The following is a 19,284-nucleotide window of genomic DNA, read 5'->3' as shown; positions in this document are numbered from 1 at the left end:
CTGGGATAGTTGGGACGTCGAAGCCGCGCGCCTCGCGCGTCGAGTTCAGTAGGAACGCCCATGTCGGAGGTCCAGGTCACCAAGAACGAGGATGAGCGCCGCTACGAGGCGCACCTCGACGGCGCGCTCGCGGGCTTTGCCGAGTATCAGCTCACCGACGAGCTCATCGTCTTCACGCACACCGAGGTCGACCGCGCCTTCGAGGGCAAGGGGATCGGTGCCTCACTCGCCCGCTTCGCGCTCGATGATATCCGTGCGGAGGGCACCCGGAAGGTCCTGCCGATCTGCCCGTTCATCAAGGCCTGGATCGCCAAGCACCCCGACTACGTCCCATTGGTCTACGGCGTGCGGCCGTCCAGCGCGACCGACTGAGCAATGACGGACTGAGTGACCACCGACTGAGTGGGGACCGACTACGTGGCAGGCGAGCGAATCGCGAGCTCGTTGCCCTCAGGATCGGCCACCACCCACCGACCCGCGGACTCCTCGAGCACCCGCCCACCAGCGGCCACGGCGGCCTCGACCCGCCGCTGGGCAGCCGCCTCACCCACGGTCACCTCGACGTGCATCCGATCCCGCTGCTCGCGCCGGTCCGCATCCGCCGGGTCCAGCGGCTGGAAGACCAGCGGCGGGCCCAGCCAGCGCGGGTCGTAGATGTCGGTCAACCCCTCCCGCTCATCCTCGACGTAGCCCAGAGCGGCCGCCCAGAATCTCCGCACCGACTCGATGTCGGTCGCGTCGAAGAAGAGCTGGACGAAACTCGCCAGTCCGGCATCCGCGGTGGCTCCGAGCCCGCGCGCCGCGGTCTGCAGTCGCGCGGCGAGGTCGACGAAGTCCACGTCCAGCCTGTGCGCGTCGGCATCCCACCGGTCCTTGCCGGTGTCCAGGACGACCACGCCGGGCCGCAGATCGATCAGCAACGGGAAGCCGGCCTCGTCCGCGAACTCCGCCGCCGTGACCGCGAGATCCCGTTGCCGCGCAGGCGACTGCACTCGATAGGCCGCCACCGCGCCGAAGACCACCTGCCAGTCCTCGGTGCCCGAGTTCGCACCCGCCTCGCCCAGCGGATCCCCCGGCACCAGATCCACCTCGTTGCCGTCAGCGTCGCGGTGACACACGCCATACGGGCCGGTCGCCGGACCGAGATCGGTCTGCTCGACCTGCGCAGCAGGCCGGACCACGTCCAGGTGTATGCGGTTTCTCGCCCCACCCAGACCACTCACCTCGCGGATCCGCAGCGGGGGAAGACGGCGCAGCGGGTCCGCCAGGTGGCCGTCCTCGCCCGGCCCCCGGGCCAGGGCGCGCTGCCAGAACGGCTGCACCGCCTCGGGCTGGGCTGTCTCGATCACGACACCAATCTGCTGCGGGACGCTGGGATCAGCGACGAGCCCGAGCTCCTCCGCCGCCTGCGTGATGGCGTCCAGGTGGCTGTCAACGTCGAGGTGGGTTTCAACGTCTAGGTGGGTGTCACCGTCCAGGCGCACCAGCACTCCGGACGCGCGGAGATCGACCGCGGCCGTCGGCGCCAGATCCAGCACGCGCGCGGCCAGCGCGGCCCCTTCCACCAGCGACGACGCACCGAACCACGCCGTGCACACGCCCGCGATCCCCTGCCACCCATGTGTCGACATACCGGGACGCTAGTGCCTCCGCCCCGCCGGTGGCCAGGGTGGCGAAAGCCTGCCAGGGCAGATGGCCGCCACCGGAAAGCCTTGTGACGCACCTCTCAGCGGGCGAGGGTGGAGACATACCGCAGCACCGGCACCGTCGTCGGTGGTGCACCTGGGGAAGGAACCCCGGACCCCTGTCCGGTCACACACAAGTCAGGAACATCATGAAGTCACGCACGACACTGAGCCGCGGCCTGCTCGCCGCCGTCGGCGCCGCCGCGATCGCGCTGCCGACCGCCGTCGCCGCCACCGCGGCCCCCGGCAACGGGAACGGCAACGGCAACAACAGCGCGAGCAACAACAGCGCCAGCAACAACGGCGCTCAGGGCAACAACGGCAACGGCCAGAAGGGTGGCCCGGACGCCGGAGTCCTCGCCGCCCACCTGCTCGACCAGGAGCTCGAGTGGGAGGCCTGCACCTTCGGCAACCCGCGCGTCGACGCCATCCCCGGGCTGGCCTGCGCCGACGTCACTGTCCCGCGCGACTGGCACAACCCGACTGACGGCAACACCATCACCGTCCGCATCTCCAAGACGCAGACTGCGGGCGAGGACCGCCAGGGCATGGCGCTGGTCAACCCCGGTGGCCCGGGCGGATCCGGTCTGATCTGGGGTCCCGGTATGGCGATGCTCTCGCCCGAGCTGGCCGAGCACTACGACTTCTACGGCTTCGACCCCCGTGGCGTGGGCAGGTCCACCCCGCTCACCTGCACCTACATCCCGACTCCGGATGCGAGCTACGACGAGGACCAGCGTGACCGCGTCAACGGCTGCCTGGAGAACGAGCTCACGCAGTTCATCACCACCGAGCAGACCGCCTACGACATGGACTTCATCCGCGCCCTGCACGGCGAGGACAAGCTCTCCTATGTCGGCTTCTCCTACGGCACCTGGCTGGGCAAGTGGTACCAGTCGGTCTTCCCCGAGCACAGCCACCGCTTCCTGCTCGACTCCGCCGTCGACGTGACCCGCAAGAGCCTCCAGGAGACCTGGGACCTGCAGCCGCGCAGCCGCGACCGTCAGTTCCAGGAGATGATGCTGCCCTACGCGGCCCGCAACGCCGACGTCTTCGACATGCCCAGCGATGACCCGATGGAGCTGCGCCGCTACTGGGAGCTCGGTGGTGGCAACCGTGAGTTCCTCGGGCAGCTGATCACCTCGTGGTTCATCCTGCCGGCGATGTACAACACCAATGACTACCCCGAGGCCGTCGACATGGCCGGGATGATCATCAACCAGGGCGTGGCTCGCGAGGCCGCGGGCCAGGCCGCCGACGAGGACCTGTCGCTGCAGGAGACCCGCGAGGCGTTGATCAACATCGTCAACGAGGTCGCCGACGCCGGCCGCCTCGACGCCACCCAGATCGACCGCCTGCGCGCCATGGAGGCCAACGCCCTGGAGGAGATCGACCACCTGATCGAGACCGAGGCGGCTGCCGAGGCGGGCACCCCGGTGTCCTACAACTACGTCTTCGAGGCGATCCGCTGCCAGGACGGCCCGTGGAACTCCTCGGACGGCTTCTGGAACGCCTGGCTGGGCGACCTGGACCGCAAGGCCCCCTGGATCGCCCCCTTCATGAGCGCTCCGGCCTGCAAGCACTGGCCGGCCGTCACCGAGATGCCGAAGGCCACCGGCAACTCCTACCCGGGCGCCATCGTCATCCAGTCCGAGATGGACGCCGCCACCCCGTGGGAGGGCGGTGAGCGCTCCGCCCACCAGCTCGCCCGCACCTCGCTGATCGCGGTCGACAACGAGGGCAGCCACGGCCTCTACCCCTACGGGACCAGCTGCGTGGACGACGCTGTCAACGCCTACTTCATCGACGGCACCATGCCCCCGGAGCGCACGGTCTGCGGCGCGCTCCCGCTCCCGCTGGAGACCGAGACCTTCGAGGTCGGCGCGGACCTGGGCGCGCCGGGCAACAACAACCTGAAGATGCGCACGGACAAGGTCAAGGAGGCGAACGACCTGCTCAAGGGCCTGCTCGCCGACAGCCAGCCCAGCAACTGAAGGACGCGCGGCTGACCGACCCAGGTCAGTGACGCCATACGGGAGCCCCCGGCCAAGCACGACTGGCCGGGGGCTCCTGTGCGTCCCCTCAGAGCAACCCGCGCCGCGCCGCCTGCAGCCCGAGCTGAAAGCGCGACCGACTCGCGAGCACGTCCTGCAGCCTCGAGATCCGCCGAGCCACGGTCCGCTCGCTGATCCCCAGCTCGCGCGCGATCGCCTCGTCCGTCAGCCCGGTCGCCATGCCGCGCAGGATCATCCGCTCCTGCTCGGTCGGGTCATCGCTCGCCCGGGTCGGCTCGACCGGGATCGCCAACCCCCACAACGTCTCGAAGAAGCCGACCAGGGTGTCCAGCAGCACGCCCGGCTGCACCAGGTAGCCCTCGATCAGGGTGGTCGACGTGATCCGCACGACCAGGGCAGCGGACTCGTCGGCGATGACGATCTTCATCGGCACATCCGGCAGCACCCGCGACTCCTCCCCGGCGCGGACCGCGGCATACACCTCCTCGCGGGTCTCCTCGTGCTCGACCACGGCGGCGGCGTAGATCACCTGGTACTGCACGCCCGCCGCCATCGCCCGCAGCTGGGCGGGGCCGGGGCTGGAGCCTCGGGTGGCGACATACGGGCCGCGGTCGAGGGCGCGGAGGCGCTCGCGGGCGCTCAGCTGCAGGTTGAAGAAGGCCTCGCGCAGTGCCTCTCTCGAGCGCAGGATCTGGGGCGGCGCCTCGTCGCTGCCGGAGGTCCGCCGGTGCAGCTGCTCGAGCTGCGGACCGAGCTCCCGCAGGAGCCGGGACTGTGCGTCCAGGCGCTGGGCACGGAGGGTGAGGACCGCCTCCGGGGCGAGCAGAATCGCCTCGCCGTCGGAGGTCCGGTCGGCAAGCCCCTCACCCGTGAGCAGCACCCGATCCTGCTCGTCCAGGACGCAGCACCCCTGCTCCAGGCCCCGCAGGTATGCCGCAGCCACCTCCTCCGACAGGCCCACCTGGGCGAGCTGGTGAAGCAGGGCGGGATCAGGCATGAGGGAGACCTTACGTCGCACGTCGGGACGGCTCGTCCACAGGTCCGGCTGCTATCCCTAGGGGTGTGCTCGCCGACCTCCTGGACCGACTCACCACCACCCAGCCGCCGCTGGAGTGGCAGGTCGCGCTGGTCCTGGGCGTCATGGCGCTGGTGCTGTCGTGGAGTGTCCGCGGCCACCGGCTCACCCGCCACCTGATCACCCTGGTGCACGAGGCCGGCCATGCGCTGGTCGCCGTGCTCGTCGGCCGTCGGCTCAGCGCGATCCGCCTGCACTCCGACACCTCCGGCCTCACCGTCTCCCGCGGCCGCCCGTCCGGGCCGGGGATGGTCGCGATGCTCGCGATCGGCTACCCGGCGCCGGCGCTGGTGGGTCTGCTCGGTGCCGTCGTGCTCGGTCTCGGGTATGCCGCAGCTCTCCTCTGGGGGCTGGTGCTGCTCTGCGCACTGATGCTGCTGCTGGTCCGCAATCTTTATGGACTGTGGGTGCTGCTCGTCACCGGGGTGGGGCTGGGGGCGCTGTCCTGGGTGGGGACACCTGCGATCTTGAGTGGAACGGCATACCTCGTCGTGTGGGTGCTGCTCCTGGGTGCGCCGCGGGCGGTGGCCGAGCTGCAGCGTGAGCGGCGTCGGCGGCGGGACCGGACCAGTGATGCCGACCAGCTGGCGCGGCTGACCGGGATCCCGGCGCTGACCTGGGTGGTGGTCTTCTGGGTGGTGTGCGCCGCTGCCCTAGTGGTCGGCGGGCTGCTCACGCTCGGGATCACCGTGATCGACTGGTGGCCATGGTGACCAGGCGGATCGCGATCGTCGGGGGCGGGATCGGTGGGCTGACGCTCGCGGCGGCTCTGGCTCAGGCGAGCGGGCGGGGCGATGGGGCGGGCCGGTTCGAGGTGGTGGTGCACGAGGCGCAGCCTGAGCGGGCCTCGCTCGGCTCACCCCTGGGCCTGTGGCCGGACGCGCTGCGGGCGCTGGAGCGGATCGGCGCTCGCGGGGCGGTCGAGGCGGCCGGCTTCCGGCCGGGTGGGGGTGCACTGCGGGATCTCCCCGGTCGAGCGCGGGTGTCCGCGGGCGGGGTGGACCTGCTCATGGTCCCGAGGCCGGCGCTGCTGGCGGCGCTGACGTCGGCGCTGACGTATGCCGTGCGTGACGCCATGCCGGGCGGCGTCAGGATGCTCCACGAGGAGGTGCTCGCACCCGATCGCCTCGATGCCGACCTCGTGATCGGGGCTGACGGGGTGCGCTCGCGGGTCCGCGGGCTGGTCCATCCGGCGGCGGCGCAGCGACGGGAGACCCCGTATGTCGCCCTGCGCGGCAGCTGCGGGACCGTGCCGGAGGAGGCGGTCGGGGAGTACTGGGGGCCGGGCGTGCTCTTCGGCCTGGTGCCCGTCGGCCAGGAGCGTGGCTACTGGTTCACCAGCCATCGCAGCGATCTTCGCCCCGAGCCGTTGGACGTCGCGGCCGTGCTGGCGCAGGCGCGCGAACGGTTCCGCGGAGCAGCGCCGATCATCGGGCAGGTGTTGCGCGACGCGGGTGTAGGCACCGCCACCACGGCGACCCGGATCTGGGTGACGCCGCCGATGCCGCGCTATGTGCGTGGTCGCTATGCCGTCATCGGCGACGCCGCCCACGCGATGACGCCCAACCTGGGTCGTGGAGCCTGCGCGGCCATCGTGGATGCGGTGACGCTGGCGGACGCGATCCGCGCCGGTCGGCCTCGCGCCTGGCAGATGCGCCGCCTCCCGATCACCCAGACGGAACGGGTGGCGTCGTCGGTGCTGATGCGGGTCGCGCTGCGTGAGCGGTGGGGCGGTGCTGGCCAGCGCCCTCGAGCAGGCGGCTGATCTCGGCGGCGACGAGTTCGGGCTCGGTGAGCGGTATGACGTGTCGCGAGTCTTTCGCCTCGACCAGGCGGCCCTGGGGGTAGCGCTCGGCGGTCTGCCGATGGGCCTGGACCAGGGTGCTGCGTCCCAGGTCTGGTCGGGCTGGTCGGGTGCCGGTGATCACGGTGACGGGCAGGTCGCCCAGGTCGTCGGGCTCCTCGATCAGCGAGCGCAGCCCGGGCCGGATCTGCCGGTTCTCCTCCAGCATCGTCCGGCCGGCCGCACCGGTCGTGGAGCCCTCGATCAGGGCGTCGCGCACGGCTGGGTCGAGCTGACGACGCATCGCGAGCCGGACGCCGTGCCGGAGCAATCCAGTCCGGACCAACAGCGGGATCGTCAACTCCTGCAGCCGGTCCGAGAGGGCGCTGACCTTGGAGAAGTAGAGGTCCGCGGCCTGCTCGTCCGCCTCGTCGACCAGGATGACGCCGGCGAGGGTGGGGGCCTGATCCGTCGGGGCCCTGAGCGTGGAGCCCTTCAGCAGGTGCTCCGCGGCACGGCGGACGATCGGCCCGCCCCAGCTGTGCCCGACGAGCACGAGCCGGTCGACCCCCTGCGACACCTCAGCCTCGACGACCGCGAGCAGGTCCTGGCTCAACCTCGACAAGGTCCGCGGCTCGGGGTCCGGGGTGCTCTCCCCGTAGCCGGCCCGCGCGTAGGTCACCGCGCGGATCCCGGGATGGCCGGCCAGCTCGGCCATCACCGCACCCCAGTAGAGCCCGCTGAACCCCAGACCAGCCTCCAGCACGACGAGATTGGCCCCCTCGCCCCGGCGCCAGACCTGGAGGTTCCGTCCGTCGGGGGTGTGGACCACGTCCTGGGTCAGTTCGGTCTCGGTCTCTGGCACGTCCGGCAGGCTACCCGCGGGTGACAGGGTGGTCGCATGCCCATCGACCTCATCCGCTCGGCCGCCCTCACGGCCTGAGGGAGGGCCGGAACCGGCATCCATCGGCTAGGGCCGGGCGTTCACACATGCACAACGAAGAGGGAATCACCTCTGACCAGGGGTTTTGCCCCCGAGGGCCCCGTTGTGCACGTCTGAAATTCTGGGTCAGCGGCGCAGACCGCGCAGCGTCACTCCCCGCGCAGCCCGATCGGGTTGCCGTCGGCGTCCAGCAGCACGGCGACGCGCACACCCGGCGCTACCTGGCGGGGCTCATCCCGCACGGTCGCGCCGGCGGCGACGAGCGCCTCGACCGAGGCGTCCAGGTCGTCGACGTCGACATTGGCGACGGGCGCTCCGGTCTCGCCGCCCGGGGCGAGGGCGACCTCGAAGCCGTCCACGTTGTAGCCGACGTAGTAGGGCGTGTCGGTGTGCGGCTCGCCCAGCACCGCGGCATACACCTGCTTGGCGGCGTCGAGGTCGGAGACAGGGATGACGAGACTGCGGATGGCGGAAGTCATGCGCGCACCTTAACGCCGCCGCCGCACCCGGGTCTCGTCCCAGACCGGCTCGGCCGCCTCGTAGACCTCGCCGTCCGCGCCGAAGACCAGGAAGCGGTCGAAACCGCGCGCGAACCATCGGTCGTGGGTCACGGCGAGCACCGTCCCCTCGAAGGCGCGCAGCCCCTCCTCGAGCGCTTCGGCCGAGTCCAGGTCGAGGTTGTCTGTCGGTTCGTCGAGCAGCAGCAGGGTGGCGCCGGACAGCTCGAGCATGAGGATCTGGAAGCGCGCCTGCTGGCCGCCGGACAGGCTGTCGAAGGTCTGCTCCGCCTGCCGGGCGAGCTCGTAGCGGTCCAGCACCCGCGCCGCCTCGTCGCGCGTCCGGCCGCGGCGGTGGTCATCGCCGCGGTGCAGGATCTCCAGCAGGGTGCGGCCGGCGTAGCCGTGGCCGTCGTGGGTCTGTGCGAACCAGCCCGGGCGCACCCGGGAGCCCAACCGCGCCCGTCCCGTATGCCGCACCTCCGGCGGGTGCACCTCGCCGACTGGGCGCTGCTCGGGTTCGGGATCTGAGCCACCGGCCGCGAGCAGGCGCAGGAAGTGCGACTTGCCCGAGCCGTTGGACCCGAGCACGGCGACTCGCTCGCCGAACCAGACCTCGAGGTCGAAGGGGCGCATCAGGGCATCAGCCCCCGACCCATCTCCCGCGTCGCCACCCGGGGCGAGCAGCTCGACCTGCTCGCAGATCACGGCTCGCTTGGCGGTCCGACCGCCGGTCAGGCGCATCGTCACGTTCTGCTCCCGGGCGACCTTCTCCGGCGGCCCGGCCTCCTCGAACCTCCGCAGCCGGGTCTGGGCCGCCTGGTAGCGAGCCGCCATGTCGGAGTTGTAGGCCGCCTTGTTCTTGTACATCAGCATCAGCGCACGCAGCTTGGCGTGCTCGTCGTCCCAGCGCTTGAGCGCCTCCTCCAGGCGGGCGTTGCGCTCCTCGCGCGCCTGGTGCCAGGTCGCGAAGCTGCCCGGGTGGGTCCAGGCACTCGCGCCGGCGGCGCCGGGCTCCAGGGTGACCACCCGGGTGGCGGCGGTGGCGAGCAGCTCGCGGTCGTGGCTGACGAGCAGCACGGTTTTGGCGGTGGCGCGCAACTGCTCCTCCAACCACCGCTTGCCGGGCACGTCGAGGTAGTTGTCCGGCTCATCCAGCAGCAGCACCTCGTCGGGTCCGCGCAGCAGCGCCTCCAGCACCACCCGCTTCTGCTCCCCGCCGGAGAGAGTGGTGACGCGTCGCCACTGAGCCTGCTCAAACGGCATACCGAGGGCAGCCGTGGTGACCTCGTCCCACCGGGTCTCCTGCTCGTAGCCGCCCACATCGCCCCAGTCGGCCAGCGCCTGCGCGTAGTCCATCTGGGCCGGCTCGTCGTCGACCTCCATGATCGCCAGCTCCGCGGCGTCCAGGGCGCGGGCGGCGGTCGCGATCCGCTCCGGCGCGACCGAGATCAGCAGGTCGCGGACCGTCGAGTCGTCGCGCACCGACCCGATGAACTGGCGCATCACGCCCAGGCCGCCCGAGCGGCTGATCGAGCCGCCGTGCGGGTCGAGGTCGCCGGCGATGATCCGCAGCAGGGTGGTCTTGCCGGTCCCGTTGGGACCGATCAGGGCGACCACCGCGCCCTCGCCGACCCGGAAACTCACCTCGTCGAGCAGCGGCCGGCCGTCCGGCAGGACGAAGGAGATGGCGTTGAGGTCGACGTGTCCCACGGGGCAGGAGTCTGCCAAGTCCCGGTATGCCGTGACCAACCGTTATCCCCCTTCTCGCCCCGCCCTTCGTCCCCTCGGTCCTGCGGGGCCGGTCGTCGCGCTGCTCGCCCTGCGCGACACCTGATCAACGTCGTTCGATGTCGGGTCGGACATAGACTCCTGTCATGGCTGCCACCCCGCAGGAACGGCTACGGATCGCGCTGGAGCTGGCGGAGACGGGCGAGCAGATGGTGCGCCAGCGGCTCCGGCGAGAGCAGCCGCACCTGAGCGAGGATGAACTGGAGAAGGCCGTGGTGACGTGGCGGTTGCACCGCCCACGGGCTCCGCACGGCGACCACCCTGGGCCGAGGTCGAACCGCGACCTGGGACGCTGATGCCCATGTCAGGTGCCGTGGTGGGGTCGTTGCACCAGCTGGCCCAGGATCTTGAGCGCATCGGTGTCGCCTGGGCCCTCATCGGGGGGTTCGCCGTGTCGGCACGTGCCGAGCCGCGCTTCACTCGGGATGTCGACGTCTGCGTGTTGGTTGACGATGACCAGGGCGCGGAGGCCACGGTCCTCGCTCTGCGCCAGAGGGGTTATGACATCGGGTCCGTGGTTGAGCACGGCTATCTCGAGCGACTGGCGACCGCCAGGATGGTCTCACCCATCGGTGGGGGCGCGATCGTGGACCTGCTCTTCGCCTCGTCGGGGCTGGAACCTGAGATCGTTGGCTCGGCCGAGCACCTAGAGATCCTGCCGGGGCTGATCGCGCCAGTAGCCCGGGTGCCTCACCTGGTCGTGCTCAAGTTGTTGGCACGGGAGGACGACCGGCCCCAGGACCAGATCGACCTCGACGCCCTCCGCGACATCCTCACGCACGCCGATGCCGCGGACGTGATGAGCCTGGCCTCCGTTGTCGTCGAGCGTGGCTATCACCGCGAGCGTGACCTCGTGGCGCTGGCTGAGGCCTACCTTGCCGAGGGCCCTCTATCCGGGAGCTGACCGGGGATCCAGTGGCCCGTCGGATCTCTCCGCGCCTGGTCAGTCACCCTGCGGCGCGTACTGCTCGGCGTAGCGGTCGGCGTGCTCGAGCACGGTGTCGGCATACCGGCCGGACTGGTTGTAGCGCAGGATCGCTGAGCGCAGGGTGGCCCGGTCGGACAGATCGATGGCGCTGAACCCGCAGAGGTGCACCGCCGCGGCGAGGGTCGCGTCGTGCACGTTGTGCGGATCGGCCACACCGTCGCCATTGCCGTCCCGGCCGTAGAGCTCCCAGCTCGTCGGGATGAACTGCATCGGCCCCACCGCCCGGTCGTACTCCGTGTCGCCGTCCCACCGTCCGTCATCGGTGTCGTGGATCGGCGTGACATTGCCACCCGCCCCCGAGCCGTCGAGCCGCGGACCGAGGATGCGCGGGTTGGTGTTGCCGAAGGCGTCGATCGCGCTGCCACGTGCGTGGTGCGACTCGACCCGGCCGATGCCGGCGAGCACCTCCCAGGTCAGCCCCTCGCACCCCGGCGCGTGCTCGGGCAGCTGCTCGATCGCGCCCTGGTAGGCGTCGATCATCTGCTCCCGGATCTCCTCCCCACCACCGGTGCCGCGCACGAGGGCGAGGACCAGCGCGATGACCACGGCCACCACGAGCGCACCGACGAGTGGTCCGGAGGAGCGACGTCGAGGCACGCGGGAACGATACCCACCCAGCCTGGTGGTCAGCCGCGAGCCTCCGGGTGGACGACGAGGGCGAGTGATGCTGGGCTGGTTTGACCATGGGCTACCGGATCCTGGCCGACGTCGCGATGGTGACGCACCTGCTCTTCCTGGTGTACGTCGTCATCGGCGGCTACCTGGCCTGGCGCTGGCGCTGGACGATCTGGCTGCACCTCATCGCCGCGAGCTGGGGCTTCTCGACGATCATCTTCGGCGTGACCTGCCCACTGACCTACGTCGAGAACTGGGCGCGGGAGTCCGCCGGCCAGCAGGGCCTGCCGGCCGAGGGCTTCATCGACCACTACCTGACCGGGGTGGTCTATCCGCAGGACGCGCTCTGGCCGGTCCGCATCGCCGCGGCGCTCGCCGTCCTCATCTCCTGGGTCGGTTATCTGCTGCGGCGTTCGTGAAAACGCAGCCACAACCGGTGGCCGACGGCGACGGCGAGCGCCCACGCCGCGCCGAGCACCCAGCCGGCCATCACATCGGTCAACCAGTGCTGGCCGAGGTAGACCCGGCTCAGCCCGACCGTCAGCGCGAAGGTCAGGCAGGCCAGGATCGCGACCACCCGCACGGTGGTCCCGCGCGCGGAGATCAGGACCAGGTATGCCGCGACCACAGCCAGCACGGTCGCGTTCAGCGTGTGCCCGCTCGGGAAGGCGGGGGAGGTCTCGAAGGGAGGTAGGGCGAGCTCCTGGGGTGGCCGGACCCGGCCCACAGCGGTCTTGCCCACGATGGTCAGGGCCAACGCCCCCGCCAGCGCCGTGGCCATCAAGGTCGCGGGAGTCCAGTCGCGACGCCGCCAGCTCGCCACCCCGACCACGAGCAGGGCGAGCAGGGGCAGACCGACCCGGCCCGCGGCATACGTGAGGGCGACGGCGACCCCCGTGAGCCAGCCGGTCCGCGAGCGCTTGACGAGGTCGAGGACGGGGTGGTCGAGGAAGGCGACGCCGTCACCCTCGGTGACCGCCTCGTAGATCTCGTGCCCCGACCAGGTCAGGGTGGCGACGACGGCGAGCAGCGCCACCACCGTGAGCAGGAAGATCAGGTCGGCGCGCCGCCGAGGCTCGCTCAGCGGGGCGCGCAGGAGCGCGGGGAGCTTCACCCCCGCTGACCGGCGATGTTGACCATCCAGGACACCCCGAACCGGTCGACGAGCATCCCGAAGGTGTCGCCCCACATCTGCGGCTCGAGCGCCATCACGATCTGGCCACCCTCGGCGAGCCCGTCCCAGTAGCCCCGCAGCTCACCCTCGTCGTCCCCGCTCAGCGAGATCGAGATCCCGTCGTTGAGGGGAGTCGCCGGCATCCCGGGCGGGGTGTCCGAGGCCATCAGCGTGTAGCCCGCGGGGGTCTCCAGCTGCGCGTGCATGACGCCATCGGCGCCCTCGCCCTCGATCGCGCCGGCCTCCCCGAAGGTGCTGATGGTCAGCTCGCCGCCGAAGATGTCGCGGTAGCGCTCCATCGCTGCTCGCGCCTGGCCGTCGGGGACGCTGAGATAGGGGTTGAGTCGGGATGCCATGGCTGCTCCTCGCTGTGGATGTGGCGCTGTGGATGTGGTGCTGTGGGTGTGCGTGCTGCACGTGCTCGCGCAATCTACTCCCGACCACCGACAGCAGCCTGGGATTCGCGAACTACGCTCGCAGAGTGCCGAACCCACCTGTCACCCTGGCCCTGCCCGAACGGATCGGCCGCTGGGCGCGCCGCCGCGGCCCGGTCTTCAGCATCGGGGTGCCGCCGGTGCGCAACACCTTCCTGATCGGACCCGAGGCGAACAGGTTCGTCTTCGCCAACGACACGCTGTTCCGGGCGCGCGAGGCCTTCCGGGCGCTGATCCCGGTCGACGGCGAGACCGCGCTGATCGTCACCGACGGTCCCGACCACGCCCGACGGCGCTCGCTGGTCCGGCCCGCGCTGCACGCCAAGCAGGTCGACGGCTATGTGCGGATCATGGCGCAGGCTGCCGACGAGGCGCTCGCGACGGTGCCGGGTGAGGAGGTCTTCGATGCCTACGCGCTCTTCCGGGCTGCGATCCGCCGCTCGACCACGCTGTCGCTGTTCGGTGAGCGCTTCGCCTCCCGCGCGACCGGTTTCGGGGACGACCTCCAGCCCGTGCTTGACATGGTGGACACCTGGCCGCAGGCCGTCGACCTGCACGAACGCCTGCGCACGCCACGCTGGCGGCGGGCGATGGCCTCCCGCGCCCGGGTCGACGAGGTGGTCCTGGAGGAGATCGCCCGGAGCCGGGAGGTGGGGCCCGACGCGGACGCCGGGGTGCTGTCCACGCTCGTGCATGGGCGCGACGAGTCCGGCTCCGGCCTGAGCGACCTCGAGATCCGCGACCAGGTGGTCTCGCTAATCGCGGCGGGGTATGAGACGACGAGCGGGGCGATGGGCTGGCTGATCTATGCGCTCGGCTCAGACCGCGCTCTGCAGGAGCGGGTGCGTGAGGAGGTGCTCCCGGTCACCGGTGGCGAGCGGCCGAGCGCGGAGCAGCTGCGCGACCTGCCGCTCCTGTCGGCCTGCGTGACAGAGACGCTGCGCCTCTATCCGCCGGCCACCATCTCCGCCCGGTATGTCGCAGCAGGCTTCGAGTTCGCCGGCACCCAGGTGCCGGCCGGGTCGATGGTCATCTACAGCCCGTATCTCACGCACCGCGACCCCGAGGTGTATGCCGATCCCCTCACCTTCTCCCCGGAGCGGTGGCTGGACGGGCAGCGGCGGCCGCCGCACGAGTACCTGCCCTTCGGCGGCGGTGCCCACCGCTGCATCGGGTCCACGATGGCGACCACCGAGCTGGTCGTGATGGCCGCGCGCCTGCTGTCGCGCGGACGGATCGAGCTGGCGCCGCAGCGGGTGCGGGCGACCAGCTTCGCGGCGATGCGGCCGCGGAGTGGCATGCGGATCGCGCTGCGCGACACCTCGACGAACGCGTGACTGGTCATGGTCTGAGCGCCGCCACCTCTGTGGTGGCACAGTGGTGGTCATGTCCCAGACCCAGCTCTTCGCCTGCCTGCGCTACCGCGATGCCGATGCCGCGCTGACCTTTCTCGGAGCGCTCGGCTTCGAGGAGCGACTCGTCATCCGGGACGAGGCGGATCCGCGGGTCATCCATCACGCCCAGCTGCGCTGGCGGGAGACCGGCGGGGTGATGCTCGGCTCGGTCCGCGAGGACGATCTCGACGCTGACCGCGGCTTCACGGTCCATGCTGGGACGGCCACCACCAACCTGGTCGTCGCCTCCGACGACGAGGTCGACCAGGTCCTGGAGCGGGCGGTGGCAGCGGGCGCGAGCGTCGTCCAGGAGCCATCGAGCCCGCCGCATGGCGGCCGCGCCGCGATGGTGCGCGATGCCGAGGGCAATCTGTGGAATATCGACTCCTACGCGGGGGAGTGAGCCTGCCCAGGTCGTGACGCGTCCGATCGGATCGACCTCACCCGGGGCGGCCGTACTCCGCCCGGATCAGCGCGACCAGCTCATCGACGAACCACGGCGGGTCCTCGCGCCACCAGACCAACCACACCGGCAGCCGGGGCGCGTCACGGACCGGGCGGAAGACGATCCCGACCCGCGAGTACTGCGCCGACGTCGCCCGCGAGGACAGCCCCAGCGCCTGACCTGCGGCGATCACGGTCAGCCACTCGTCCGTGCCGTGCACCTCGCGGTAGGCGGCGGGCGCCTGCTGCGGTGTCCACAGCTCGGCGGTCGTGGTGCCGGTCTGGATGTCCAGGGCGAGCGTCTCGCCGACGAAGTCGGCCATCCGCAGGCCGCGCCTGCGCGCGAGCGGGTGCTGCGCCGGTAGCGCCGCGACCCGGTCCTCGTGGCCGAGGAGGGCGCTGCCGATCCCCGCGGTCCGGGGTTCGCGCCGCACCACGCCCACATCGGCCAGCCCTTCGGTCAGGCCGGCCAGGCGGGAGGTGGAGTTGACGAAGATCAGCTCGGTCCCGGGGTGCCTGCGCGCCCACTCGCGCTGGACCGTCGCCGTGTGCGCCCCCAACGCGGCCCAGGCATAACCCACCCGGATCTCGCGGTCCTCGTCCGCGGCCACCCGTCGCAGCGCCTCGACCTCCTCGCGGATCGCCCGCGCGTGCCGCAGCACCGCGCGTCCGGTCGTGGTCAGCGTCACCACCCGACCGCCGCGCTGGAGCAGTCGCACGCCGAGCTCCCGCTCGAGCGCGCCGATGTGCCGTGAGACCGAGGCCTGGGTGGTCCCGAGCCGGATCGCGGCGTCGGTGAAGGTCCCTTCCTCCACCACGGCGAGGAAGGAGCGCAGGTCACGGAACGAGAGGCCGGTGGGTTGCGGCATACAGAAAGTGTATGCGGACGCTCACCTGTGCATTTCTCGTATCCCGACCGTGCCCACAGACTCGTCCGCATGTCGATCAGCCAGGACAGCGCGCCGCTCGCCGGGACGTCGGTCTCCGCCACCGGCCTGGGCCCAGCGGCCCCGGCTCCCGGCAGCCGCTCCAGCAACCCCACGATCAGCGCGCCAGGCACCTCCGGTGCCCGCACGAGTCCGCGTGATGTCCTGCTCATGCTCACGGCGGCGACCTCGACCCAGGCCGGTGCCGCCTGGGGCAGCCACGCCTTCTCGGCGATCGGTCCCGCCGGTGTGGTCGCGATCCGGCAACTGGTCGGCGCGGCGGTGCTGCTGCCGATCGCGCGCCCGAAGGTACGCAGCCTGACCTGGGCCCAGTGGCGGCCGGTGCTGCTGCTGGCGGCGATGTTCGCGGGCATGAACCTCGGCCTCTACCTGGCCGTCGAGCGGATCGGGCTGGGGCTCGCGGTGACCCTGGAGTTCCTCGGCCCGCTCGCGGTGGCCATCCTCGGCTCACGCCGACCCCGGGACGTGCTCGCCGCGGTCGCGGCGGCCGGCGGGGTCTACCTGCTGGTGCTCCCCGGGCCGAGCAGTGATCTGATCGGCATCGCCTGCGGGCTAGCGGCGGCGGCCTGCTGGGCGGGCTACATCCTGACCAACCGGGCCGTGGGCGCGGTGCTCCCCGGGGTGCAGGGCGCGGCGCTGGCGACTGCCGTCTCAGCGACGGCCTACCTGCCGGTGCTGGTCTGGCTCGGGCTATCTGGCCGGATCACCCTGGCCGCGGTCGGATTCGCGCTGGTTGCGGGAGTGCTGTCCACGGCGGTGCCCTATGCGCTGGACCTGCTCGTCCTGCGCCGGGTGCCGGCGAACGTCTTCGGCATCGCGATGAGCGCGCACCCCGTCGTCGCCGCGCTGGTCGGGATGGTGCTGCTCGGCCAGCTCCTCGAGCCGCACGAGTGGGCCGGTCTGCTGGTGATCGTGTCGGCGAACGCGGCCGTGCTTGTCGGAGCGGGGCGCCGGTAGAAGGTCGATCAGCGGGTGGGCTCCGGGCCGACGTAGCGGGCGGCAGGGCGGAAGATCTTGGTGTCCTGCGCCTGTTCCAGGATGTGCGCGCCCCAGCCGACGACCCGGGCGGTCGCGAAGGTGGGGGTGAACATCTCGCGTGGGATCCCGCAGAGTTCCATCACCACGCCCGCGTAGTACTCGACGTTGGTATGCAACTCACGCCCCGGTTTGAGCTCGGCCAGGGCCGCGATGACCTCCTGCTCCACGGTGACGGCCAGGTCGACCAGGGGTCCGCCCATCTCCAGCGCGACCGCGCGCAGCATCGCCGCGCGCGGGTCGAGGACGGTGTAGACGGCATGTCCGAAGCCCATGATCCGCTCGCCGGCGCCCACCTTCTCGCGCACCCATGCCCGCGCGCGGTCGGGGCTGCCGATCTCGTCGAGGGAGTCCAGCGCGCGATCCGGCGCACCGCCGTGCAGGGGGCCGCCGAAGGTCCCGATCGCGGCGCACATCGCGGAGGCGACGTCGGCGCCCGAGGAGGTCACCACGCGGGCGGCGAAGGTGCTCGCGCTGAACCCGTGGTCGATGGTCGAGGTCAGGTATGCCGTGATCGCTCGCCGATGCTGGTCGGTTGGCTCCTGCCCGGTGAGCATCCACAGCCAGCTGCCGGCCGCGCCCAGCTCAGGGCGCGCGGGCAGCGGAGCCTCGCCGTTGCGCAGGCGGAAGAGCGCGGACTGGATGACCGGGACCGCCCCGACCATCCGCAGGACGTCGGCGCGCACGCGGTCGGGGGAAGCGCCATACGTGGGGGCGAAGTGCTCGAGCGCACCCAGGTGCGAGACGGCGGTGCGCAACCGGGCGAGTGAGCCTCGGTCGGGGCCGGAGCGGGCGATGTCGAGCAGGACCTCGAGCAGTCCGTGCGGGAGGACCGCGGCCTCGGCGAGTTTCGCCTGCAGGGCGGCGGACTGCTCGGCGGTGGGCAGGCTGCCTTCGAGCATGAGGTGGCAGACGTCCTCGAAGGATCGGGTCTGTGCCAACTCGACGGCGGAGTGCTCGCGGAAGTGGTAGAAGCCCTCGCTCCCGCGCACGTCCCCGGTTGTGGTGTCGGCGACCACGACGCCCTTGAGTCCAGGCGGGGCGATGAGTGGCTGGGTCTGGTCCATGCCGCGAGCGTGACCTAGGATTGATCACTGTGTCAACGTTGACGGAGTCAACCCAAAGGCCCCGTGGGACGGGCGAACTGGCTACCGCCCAGGTAGCGGAGTACCTCGGGGTGAAGGTGCAGACGGTCTATGCCTATGTCAGTCGGGGCGTGCTGACGCCCGTGCGACGCGACCCGGAGCTCGGCAGCCTGTTCGCCCTCGAGGACGTGCGCGCCGTGGGGGAGCGGGGGCGCTCGAGCCGCCGCGGTCGGGCCGCCAGCGATGACGTGCGAACCCAGATCACCGAGGTCACGGCGGGTGGGTTGTCCTACCGGGGGTATGCCGTGAGCCAGCTGGTCCGGACCCGCTCGGTCGAGGAAGTGCGCCGGCTCCTGGTGGGTGGGCGTGGCGATGAGCCTGGAAGGAGCACCTCACGGGGGCTCGATCCCCAGCGCGAGTGGCCAGGTGCGGACGAGCGGGCGGCGCTGGCGGCGGTGATCGACGCCCTGCCGCCTGGGTCCAGCACCTTGGACCGGTTCAAGCATGCCGTGCTGGTCGCGGGGGCGACCGACGTCGGCCGGCAGGATCGCTCGGCGGCTGCCTTCGCCAGAGCGGGGGAGCGGGCGGTGCGCTTCATGACGCTCGCGCTGTCCCCTGGAGGGGTGCCCGCCGAGCGGTCCAAGGGGAACGACGGCTCGTTGGCGGCGGCGCTCGCCGACGCGGTCGGCGGCTGTCCCGTGGAGGTGGTTGAGGCAGTGCTCGTCCTGCTCGCGGATCACGATCTGGCGGTCTCGACCACCGCGGTGCGGGTCGCCGTGTCTTCCGGGGCCGACCCCTACGGTGCGTTGCTCGCCGGCCTGGCTGCGGCGGACAGTCCGCACCACATGGCGGCCCCTTCGCGCGCGCTCGACTGGCTGGAAGCTGCGCTGCGGGACCCCCGAGCGGCGATCGACACCGCGCTCGCGGGCGGGAAGCCAGTGGGCTTCGGGCATGTCGTCTACACCGAGCAGGACCCGCGGGCCCAGGTGCTGCTCGAGTTGCTTGAGCCCTTCGCCGATGCCGAGGCGCTGGTGGCGCTCCGCCTGGTGGAGCGGGAGCTGGTGGACCGGCGCGGCTGGGTGCTCACCGTTGACACGTCGCTCGCGCTGCTGATGCAGACCTTCGGTCTGCCCCGGGATGCCGGCACGGCGCTGTTCGCCTGCGCCCGCACCGCTGGGTGGACAGCGCACGCGATCGAGGAGCTGGCCGAGCCAGGCATGCGCTTTCGGTTGAAGGGTGTCTACACGGCCCCGCGCTAGATCGGGAGTTCAGTCTGGCCGCGTCTCGATCTGCGGGCAGCGGAGTGTCGACTTCCAGCGCCGACCCTCTTGGTATACCTCTCAACTACCCCACTGGCAACATTTGCCTCACCGCTGAAT

At 71.3% G+C, this 19,284-nt stretch carries 21 protein-coding genes; 11 read left to right on the top strand and 10 right to left on the bottom strand.

Annotated elements, in window-relative coordinates; translation table 11 throughout:
- The first annotated feature begins 60 nt into the window (after positions 1-60).
- Entirely contained in the window at positions 61-372 is a 312-nt protein-coding gene (locus ACQBAT_RS15515; protein WP_420747838.1) for a GNAT family N-acetyltransferase, read from the top strand.
- 41 nt (positions 373-413) lie between these two features.
- On the opposite strand, the gene ACQBAT_RS15510 is transcribed toward ACQBAT_RS15515, so the two are convergent.
- The gene (locus tag ACQBAT_RS15510) at positions 414-1,631 is read right to left on the bottom strand and encodes a VOC family protein (RefSeq protein WP_420747839.1); all 1,218 of its coding nucleotides are present in this window, start codon (positions 1,629-1,631) and stop codon (positions 414-416) included.
- 203 nt (positions 1,632-1,834) lie between these two features.
- On the opposite strand from ACQBAT_RS15510, the gene ACQBAT_RS15505 reads away from it, so the two are divergent.
- Complete coding sequence (locus tag ACQBAT_RS15505) at positions 1,835-3,679, top strand: alpha/beta hydrolase (RefSeq protein ID WP_420747840.1); 1,845 nt, start codon at positions 1,835-1,837, stop codon at positions 3,677-3,679.
- 88 nt (positions 3,680-3,767) lie between these two features.
- Here ACQBAT_RS15505 and ACQBAT_RS15500 read toward each other — a convergent pair whose 3' ends face one another.
- Positions 3,768-4,697: a LuxR C-terminal-related transcriptional regulator gene (locus ACQBAT_RS15500; RefSeq protein ID WP_420747841.1), complete on the bottom strand. Its 930-nt coding sequence runs from the start codon at positions 4,695-4,697 to the stop codon at positions 3,768-3,770.
- A gap of 65 nt (positions 4,698-4,762) precedes the next feature.
- Here ACQBAT_RS15500 and ACQBAT_RS15495 point away from each other — a divergent pair, with 65 nt between their 5' ends.
- Positions 4,763-5,488, top strand: coding sequence for a M50 family metallopeptidase (locus tag ACQBAT_RS15495; protein WP_420747842.1), 726 nt, complete (start codon positions 4,763-4,765; stop codon positions 5,486-5,488).
- Positions 5,482-6,540, top strand: coding sequence for an FAD-dependent monooxygenase (locus ACQBAT_RS15490; RefSeq protein ID WP_420747843.1), 1,059 nt, complete (start codon positions 5,482-5,484; stop codon positions 6,538-6,540). The genes ACQBAT_RS15495 and ACQBAT_RS15490 overlap by 7 nt, the downstream gene beginning before the upstream one ends.
- Here the strand turns inward: ACQBAT_RS15490 and ACQBAT_RS15485 are convergent.
- From ACQBAT_RS15485 to ACQBAT_RS15475, 3 genes are all read right to left on the bottom strand, one after another.
- Positions 6,443-7,423 (bottom strand): alpha/beta fold hydrolase, encoded by a 981-nt coding sequence (locus ACQBAT_RS15485; protein ID WP_420747844.1) that lies wholly within the window; start codon positions 7,421-7,423, stop codon positions 6,443-6,445. The genes ACQBAT_RS15490 and ACQBAT_RS15485 overlap by 98 nt on opposite strands.
- Positions 7,424-7,650: 227 nt before the next feature.
- Entirely contained in the window at positions 7,651-7,980 is a 330-nt protein-coding gene (locus tag ACQBAT_RS15480) for a VOC family protein (RefSeq protein ID WP_420747845.1), read from the bottom strand.
- Positions 7,981-7,989: 9 nt separating this feature from the next.
- Positions 7,990-9,711 (bottom strand): ABC-F family ATP-binding cassette domain-containing protein, encoded by a 1,722-nt coding sequence (locus ACQBAT_RS15475; RefSeq protein WP_420747846.1) that lies wholly within the window; start codon positions 9,709-9,711, stop codon positions 7,990-7,992.
- A gap of 164 nt (positions 9,712-9,875) precedes the next feature.
- On the opposite strand from ACQBAT_RS15475, the gene ACQBAT_RS15470 reads away from it, so the two are divergent.
- A complete protein-coding gene (locus ACQBAT_RS15470; protein WP_420747847.1) occupies positions 9,876-10,085 on the top strand; it encodes a hypothetical protein in 210 nt (69 codons plus the stop codon).
- A gap of 5 nt (positions 10,086-10,090) precedes the next feature.
- Positions 10,091-10,693, top strand: coding sequence for a nucleotidyl transferase AbiEii/AbiGii toxin family protein (locus ACQBAT_RS15465; protein WP_420747848.1), 603 nt, complete (start codon positions 10,091-10,093; stop codon positions 10,691-10,693).
- Positions 10,694-10,732: 39 nt separating this feature from the next.
- Here ACQBAT_RS15465 and ACQBAT_RS15460 read toward each other — a convergent pair whose 3' ends face one another.
- Positions 10,733-11,374 carry a lytic transglycosylase domain-containing protein gene (locus ACQBAT_RS15460; protein WP_420747849.1) on the bottom strand — a complete coding sequence of 214 codons (642 nt, stop codon included), beginning with the start codon at positions 11,372-11,374 and terminating at the stop codon, positions 10,733-10,735.
- 86 nt (positions 11,375-11,460) lie between these two features.
- On the opposite strand from ACQBAT_RS15460, the gene ACQBAT_RS15455 reads away from it, so the two are divergent.
- Positions 11,461-11,811, top strand: coding sequence for a DUF2784 domain-containing protein (locus ACQBAT_RS15455; RefSeq protein WP_420747867.1), 351 nt, complete (start codon positions 11,461-11,463; stop codon positions 11,809-11,811).
- Here ACQBAT_RS15455 and ACQBAT_RS15450 read toward each other — a convergent pair.
- Both ACQBAT_RS15450 and ACQBAT_RS15445 read right to left on the bottom strand, forming a co-directional pair.
- A complete protein-coding gene (locus ACQBAT_RS15450; protein ID WP_420747850.1) occupies positions 11,790-12,506 on the bottom strand; it encodes a phosphatase PAP2 family protein in 717 nt (238 codons plus the stop codon). The two genes, ACQBAT_RS15455 and ACQBAT_RS15450, sit on opposite strands and share 22 nt — an antisense overlap.
- Positions 12,503-12,922 carry a VOC family protein gene (locus ACQBAT_RS15445; protein ID WP_420747851.1) on the bottom strand — a complete coding sequence of 140 codons (420 nt, stop codon included), beginning with the start codon at positions 12,920-12,922 and terminating at the stop codon, positions 12,503-12,505. Before ACQBAT_RS15445 ends, ACQBAT_RS15450 begins: the two co-directional genes overlap by 4 nt.
- Positions 12,923-13,047: 125 nt before the next feature.
- Here ACQBAT_RS15445 and ACQBAT_RS15440 point away from each other — a divergent pair, with 125 nt between their 5' ends.
- Both ACQBAT_RS15440 and ACQBAT_RS15435 read left to right on the top strand, forming a co-directional pair.
- On the top strand, positions 13,048-14,337 hold the full coding sequence (locus tag ACQBAT_RS15440; protein WP_420747852.1) for a cytochrome P450: 1,290 nt from the start codon (positions 13,048-13,050) through the stop codon (positions 14,335-14,337).
- 49 nt (positions 14,338-14,386) lie between these two features.
- Positions 14,387-14,797, top strand: a complete 411-nt coding sequence (locus tag ACQBAT_RS15435) for a VOC family protein (protein WP_420747853.1) — start codon at positions 14,387-14,389, stop codon at positions 14,795-14,797.
- A gap of 37 nt (positions 14,798-14,834) precedes the next feature.
- Here the strand turns inward: ACQBAT_RS15435 and ACQBAT_RS15430 are convergent, their stop codons facing one another.
- Entirely contained in the window at positions 14,835-15,707 is an 873-nt protein-coding gene (locus ACQBAT_RS15430) for a LysR family transcriptional regulator (RefSeq protein ID WP_420747854.1), read from the bottom strand.
- A 69-nt stretch (positions 15,708-15,776) separates the two neighbouring features.
- On the opposite strand from ACQBAT_RS15430, the gene ACQBAT_RS15425 reads away from it, so the two are divergent.
- A complete protein-coding gene (locus ACQBAT_RS15425) occupies positions 15,777-16,742 on the top strand; it encodes an EamA family transporter (RefSeq protein ID WP_420747855.1) in 966 nt (321 codons plus the stop codon).
- A gap of 8 nt (positions 16,743-16,750) precedes the next feature.
- On the opposite strand, the gene ACQBAT_RS15420 is transcribed toward ACQBAT_RS15425, so the two are convergent.
- Entirely contained in the window at positions 16,751-17,887 is a 1,137-nt protein-coding gene (locus ACQBAT_RS15420) for a citrate/2-methylcitrate synthase (RefSeq protein WP_420747856.1), read from the bottom strand.
- Between the two features lie 110 nt (positions 17,888-17,997).
- On the opposite strand from ACQBAT_RS15420, the gene ACQBAT_RS15415 reads away from it, so the two are divergent.
- The gene (locus tag ACQBAT_RS15415; protein ID WP_420747857.1) at positions 17,998-19,164 is read left to right on the top strand and encodes a citrate/2-methylcitrate synthase; all 1,167 of its coding nucleotides are present in this window, start codon (positions 17,998-18,000) and stop codon (positions 19,162-19,164) included.
- Positions 19,165-19,284 lie beyond the last annotated feature (120 nt).

Origin of the sequence: Ornithinimicrobium pulveris (assembly GCF_050261105.1) — a bacterium.
GTDB lineage: Bacteria > Actinomycetota > Actinomycetes > Actinomycetales > Dermatophilaceae > Ornithinicoccus.
Note: the sequence above shows the minus strand (reverse complement) of the source record. Positions and strands in the feature narration are given on the sequence as shown.